The sequence below is a fragment of the Paenibacillus sedimenti genome, assembly GCF_014534655.1.
GTDB classification, from domain to species: domain Bacteria; phylum Bacillota; class Bacilli; order Paenibacillales; family NBRC-103111; genus Paenibacillus_E; species Paenibacillus_E sedimenti.
Genome location: NZ_JACVVD010000036.1, coordinates 1 through 6,050 on the forward strand (window position 1 = coordinate 1; position 6,050 = coordinate 6,050).

Below are 6,050 nucleotides of genomic sequence, written 5' to 3' on the forward strand. Positions count from 1 at the left end.
AAAATTTCCAGTACAATACGTGCTTTTTCATCAGGTGTGAACTTCCTTCTCTTGGATGACATACAACTAAGAAACTCCTTTTTTGCTGTCTAGTTTCTATGTAGCATTATACTCAGCCGGTGAAAATTTCGACCAATCGTGAATAATCCCCTGAATATACAGGCCTTCCTTCCAACTTTCAATTAGGACATTCAGTTTGTGATTAAGGATATATAAGAAATATTTCCAGTAAGCTTTTATCATTGGATTTGTTTCTCCTCTTCAGAATAAGTATAAGAGCCCTATCCATCCAATATATAACTCCTAACTAATAATCAACGAACCCCCCCTAGCTAGAAATAAAAAAGCGAATGTTCACAAAAGTAAACATCCACTAACGAACTCTATTTTCCACTAACGATCTTTATTTTCCTTGATCACTTCCTAATTCAAGAAAATAAAGTTTGTTAGTCAAAACCAATAATTTCGCGGTTATAAACAGATAATGAAAATACACCTATGTTTGTTAGTGAAGGTCATAATCGCAAGGTAGCAATGATCACTCTGGAAAATAAAGTTTGTTAGTTGTTTTTACATTTGTAAATAATAAGCCTGGATGGCTAGTCCCCCCCTTCTTTTCTGTAGACATTATCATATCTAGTAAAGAGACTACAGGTGAGGACTGTTTAGCCCTCACCTGTGAGTATCTTATTCTTGGATGTCGTAGAAATAGTTACCCTTCATGAACATATTTTCCATATCATACACCCCATAGAATTTATGTTCCATGTTACCGTAGTTCGTATACATACGGATCAAGGCATACCCATCGTACCATACGCCCTTTTTGAGTTCAGGAGAGTCAGACCCGGTAGAGACGTCATAGTTGTCTACGAACGTTTGAGCTGAGTCAGTAGCAGAAACAATCATGAACTTGAAATGAGTAGGTACCCAGACAAACCCTCCGCCGTAGAAGGCGCTGGACAATTCAGGATCTGCGTAACCTTTCGTAACTACCTTATTCTTCTTTGCGAACTCAACATACTGTGCCATGATGTTACGAGTTGGATATTCACGATTGTCGGTCATTCCACCCATATTGGCAACAAGGGTGTCGGCGAAAGACTTACTGTTTACAGTGCGATAATCAAAGTTAAGCTGAACTTCGTAGTAGTTACGAATGTGCTGAGCCCATTGATCTGCAAACTCCTTGTAATCCCAATCTCTTGCTGTTTCTAGATAAGAACGGCTTCCTTTCCAATTCTTGAACCCAGTGTAAAAATTAGTCGATTCAAGATCAGTCAACTTCATCCAGTTAGCGTCAAAAGTCTTGCTGTACTCCCGACCCCAAGAATCAAGTTTTACAGTACCAGCATCAACTTTTGCTTGATACTCAGCATCAGTTACCTTAACAGCATGAGCGGCATTATCCCATTCAACTTCAGAACCAAGCACTTCGCTTACAAAACGAAGAGGTACCATAGTACGACCTTCAGCAAACTCAGCAGCAGTATCCAGTTCTTGCTTTGTTCCATCGACAGTAATAGTCTTGGAACCGATAGGCATACGGATAGTTTTACCATCATAAAGTACAATTGCAGTTTGCGTATCGATTTCCCATTTGACTTCTGCACCCAGCATTTCGCTTACAAAACGAACAGGAACCATTGTACGACCATCCGTATTGATGTACGGCTCAGTGTCGGGGAATTTTGCCTTTTGACCATTAACGATTACAGGAAGAATGCGAAGATCTTTCCCAGGAGCTGCCATTGCAGGTGTCGACATAGCTCCGCCAAAAATTACTGTTACCGCTACCAGTGTTGCGATTGTTTTCTTAAACATATTATCGTCTCCTTTGGTTGTCCCATAAGTGACTCTCCAATAGAATTGGATTAAGTTTTATTGGCAACACCTTCCAAATTTTATTTACGCTAACACTATTTGTTTTCCATAATCAGATCATCTGTTTACCTTTGCAAACTCGACTAACGATCTTTATTTTCCACTAACACACTTTATTTTCCATTAACGAACTTTATTTTCCTTGATCAGCTGATGCAGGAAAATAAAGTTCGTTAGTGAAAGTCCAGTAATGCCGCGGTTTTCACAATTATTAAAAAATAAAATTAAGTTCGTTACTTAACTTACTTTCTCTATAGTTGGTACAGTAAAAATGGAAAATAAAGTTCATTAGTGATGTTTACTTTAGTAAATAAAATCCGTCTACCACAATAAACGCTTAAGGTGTAGTAGTTATTTATTTTCTAATATCATTAACCGATCAGTCTATTTCTTATTGTCTAGGGGGAGGTTTGAGAATCCCTCTTCTCATCAGGCTTATTTTCAAGGATACTCAAAGAAGTTTTCAAAAGCTTTTCATTTTTTAGGATAATAAGATGAAGCTTTTTCCGGGTTCTGGTTAAGATTTGGAATAGCATTTTGGCCGGATTGTAATAGTAATCGCCTCGAATGTTCAATATCCCTTCTTCCGTGTGATAAAAAGTTCCGTCCAAAAAAGCAACGACATTATCGTATTCTTGACCAACGACAGCATGGGCGGTGTCAAAGATGATATTACGGTAGCTGTCAGCAGCTATTTTTGTGTACCTTGAAGGTGTGAGGTTAATGACCTTCCATTCATCCTCACTTAGCCAATAACTGTAGAGCATTGCCTCTTTTGCAGTGGAAAAATATTGAACAGAAATGTTCCTATATTCTTGATTCGTGTTGCGACTTTTTAAATCAAACAAATTGGAAATAAATGAAGCAATCTCTTTATTCGTTCGGATTCTCTTCGTTAATTTATAGCCGTAGTGCGGTGTAAGGCTTTGAATAACCTGGGGAATGTTGTTTTCGATTTCCCAATCAGAAAGACATTGTTCCCCATCGTAAGAGAAAATTACAGTAGAACCGGTTCCAATACTATCGATGATCGTATCTAGTTGTCTCCTGCTAATACGCTGTATTTCATCGAAAACAATGACATCGAACTTGGAGAAATCTTGTTTTTCGTAATTCTTTACCGGTATTATGTTCCATTTATATTTCCGATTTAACTTAAGCTGACCATCGTTCAAATTGCCTACGTGTACGATAAGGACGGACTTCCCTTGGCTCTTAAAATCCTTGGCAATTGAGTACGTCAACAAGGTCTTCCCAGTTCCTGCAGCGCCCTCAATTGAGAAATAATTCGTTCGTGAAGTTAGATCCATCTTCAGGATCTTGTCTTTTATCTCTTTTTGATGATCAGTCAAGAAATATTGACCATCCATGAATTTATTGGTTGAATTAGAGGGCGAAACCAGATAGTTTGTCGGATTAAAAAGGGAGTATATATCATCAACTGGAGCTACCTCTTGTTCTTTAAGACACTCCAGTAATTGATTAAAAGCAACTTCCGAATACGTGTCTTCTTCCTTATTGAGATAGAACAATTTGCACTCATCTGACACATACGTAAAGCTATGGATGCGTTTCTCAAGGAACCCCAAATAGTATTGGTTCTCAAGCACTTGTTTTTTCATACGATCGCCAGTATTCAGCTTCTTCAACTCAATGTTGATGATGGACTCTTTGCCTATGCGGAGGAGATCGAATTCTTTACTAATCTGGGGAATGGTGAATCCAACGTAAAAAGCGTCAAGCATGAATAATCTCTTCGGATGATCGGTAAGTTCGTCGACGATCTGGGAAATGCCCTCTACTTCTTGATCCTTTATCTGGATAGAAAAAGCCTTCATGTATTGCTCAAAAGCGGATGGTGAAAGTGCCTTTTTGGCTTGTACCAAGGAGAGTAGGTTAATTGGTTTCATTGAAAAATACCATCCCATCTATGCAGTAGTCTATCAAAAATTCGAGAATTCATTGACACAATTATAACATGCTGATTGACCAGGGGAATTTCGCCGAGGTCATTATATTGCAAAAGAACATAAAAAAGAAAAGAGCTGCTGCTAATCAGTCTCAGATTTCATTTGATCCCAAAATTCATGTTTACTGATGTAAACTCCACTAACGAACTTTATTTTCCGAGATCACTTCCTTGATCATCTCTTTGCTGCATATCCACAATATCGGCTGTAATACTTACCGAGTTTTTCAAATACTAACATAGTCTTATCAGGTTCCTTAAGTATAAGTGTTTCAATAGGAAACAAGTTAAAGCCTTTCTCTTGATCCCTTAGCTAGTAGTTTATATTTCGTTTATATTTCGTGTACATTATCCAAACCAAACCACTTTATTGCTTGATCAACGATATAATCATTAGGATTATGAAAGAAAACAATTAGATTTTCCTTTGCTCTCGTGCAACAAACATAAAAAATTTTTTTAGTTCTTAATAATACCGATTCTTTTTCAGTATTGTTACTAAACAAGTATTCAAAATTGAAATTGTTCCACCTACCATTGTCTAAGATAACAAGTACATTTTCAAATTCAGAACCCTTTATTTTATGTTGTGTAGAAAATGGAGTGAAGCCCTCAAGATAATAATACAGATTTTGAAATTCTTTATATTTGACATCTTTAACTCTACTGTGAACATAATCATTTTCTTTAATAAATTTATTGTAACTATCATCTTTTTTACATAGTCCGTTACTATCAGCGAATTCAATTACTTCATCAATACTGCTCTGAGAAATCTTATCAAATGCTGAAACAATATTATAGATCTCTTGCTTATGATCAATTGTTCTTATTAAATATTCTGTTTTACGAATAAATTCATTAAATCTCTTTTCTTTATACAGATGAATAATACTTTGAATTTTAAAAAGATGCTTGATTAGTGGATCTCTATTTGAACCTCTTTTATTCTCGTCAGTTATGTCTTGTTTTTTATCATCAATCAACGATTCTTTATCTAGATAAATGTTTTTCACTTCAAAATATGGTTTATCTTTTAATCGTTTATACAAATCATAAAGTTCAAGGTCTTCATATATAAGTTGTTTTTTTAATTGCTTTTGTCTATTAACAGGTGCTACTAAATCAATGACCTCATCGAATGTCTGGCTTTCGTCGATAGATATATTATTTTTCTTGATTTTAGCTCGTATATCATTTTTGAGGGCAATTATAGGATCTTTATCATATATTTCCATAAGATTTGGGAACCCGGCCTTCGGGGCAATAAGATTATGGGTTAGATAAAGTTCTTTTGTCTCAATTGAATTCTCGAAATTCCAACTTTCGAAATAGACTGTTTTTTTAATCTCTTCAATGTCCAAGTTTGAAGAATATAAGAACTTAATATTCCCATTTTTTACGGTTCCGTTTACCATGTTCGGTGCTGTTTTATCCAACGAAGGTTCTTGAAACAATGCATCAGTTCTTATTTTATTTGCCAAATCTATCACAAGCTTGGGGTTGCGTCTGTTTTGCCTTTTTTGAACCTCTACTACATCTCCAGAATCGATATATTTATACAAATCTCCAATTCCATCATCGTAAATTGATTGCATTGAGTCGCCAAAAAAGCCTATTATGTTATTCTTATTACTTTTCTTAAAGTGTTCTAAAAAAACTTCGACAACTAATGGACTAGTATCTTGGTATTCATCAATAAATATGAATTTATATTTATCTTTTAGGATGTCACAAAGCAAAGGATGCTTCTTAAACATAAAATTTGCTAACTCAATTACTTCATCATGCGAGATGATTCCATCTTTAATACGAATATACTCTTTATATTGAATACCTGCTTTTAAATTATCAAAATATGAATAATCTATATTCCCATCAGAACTAATAATTTTTGAATTTTCATGGTTAATTAGTTCGATTAGCCCTATTTTCAAATCTTTTTGAAAAGACTTAATATTGTCCCATAAGAAATCATGTATCGTAGTAACAATCAGATTATTATGATTGACTCTTTCACTAATCTCTTTTACAGCAGCATTTGTATATATGGTGCTACAAGATGTCAAGACAGCATTTTTAATACAATTAAGGTGTGAAATGGTTCACAATCTTTGTTTAGAGTCCATGGATTTAAGCCTTAGACCTACTTCTTCGATTGGTATAAAAGATAATTATTACCAGCTTAGACTTGTCC

General features: G+C 35.2%; 4 protein-coding genes. All 4 read right to left on the minus strand.

Annotated elements, in window-relative coordinates; all coding sequences use genetic code 11:
- Nucleotides 1-96: 96 nt before the first annotated feature.
- On the minus strand, nt 97-243 hold the full coding sequence (locus ICC18_RS34250) for a DUF5662 family protein (protein WP_223193097.1): 147 nt from the start codon (nt 241-243) through the stop codon (nt 97-99).
- A gap of 444 nt (nt 244-687) precedes the next feature.
- Nucleotides 688-1,824, minus strand: a complete 1,137-nt coding sequence (locus ICC18_RS33200; RefSeq protein ID WP_188178662.1) for a copper amine oxidase N-terminal domain-containing protein — start codon at nt 1,822-1,824, stop codon at nt 688-690.
- 458 nt (nt 1,825-2,282) lie between these two features.
- Nucleotides 2,283-3,794, minus strand: a complete 1,512-nt coding sequence (locus tag ICC18_RS33205; protein ID WP_188178663.1) for a DNA/RNA helicase domain-containing protein — start codon at nt 3,792-3,794, stop codon at nt 2,283-2,285.
- Nucleotides 3,795-4,185: 391 nt separating this feature from the next.
- On the minus strand, nt 4,186-5,922 hold the full coding sequence (locus tag ICC18_RS33210; protein ID WP_223193098.1) for a UvrD-helicase domain-containing protein: 1,737 nt from the start codon (nt 5,920-5,922) through the stop codon (nt 4,186-4,188).
- Between the last annotated feature and the right edge of the window lie 128 nt (nt 5,923-6,050).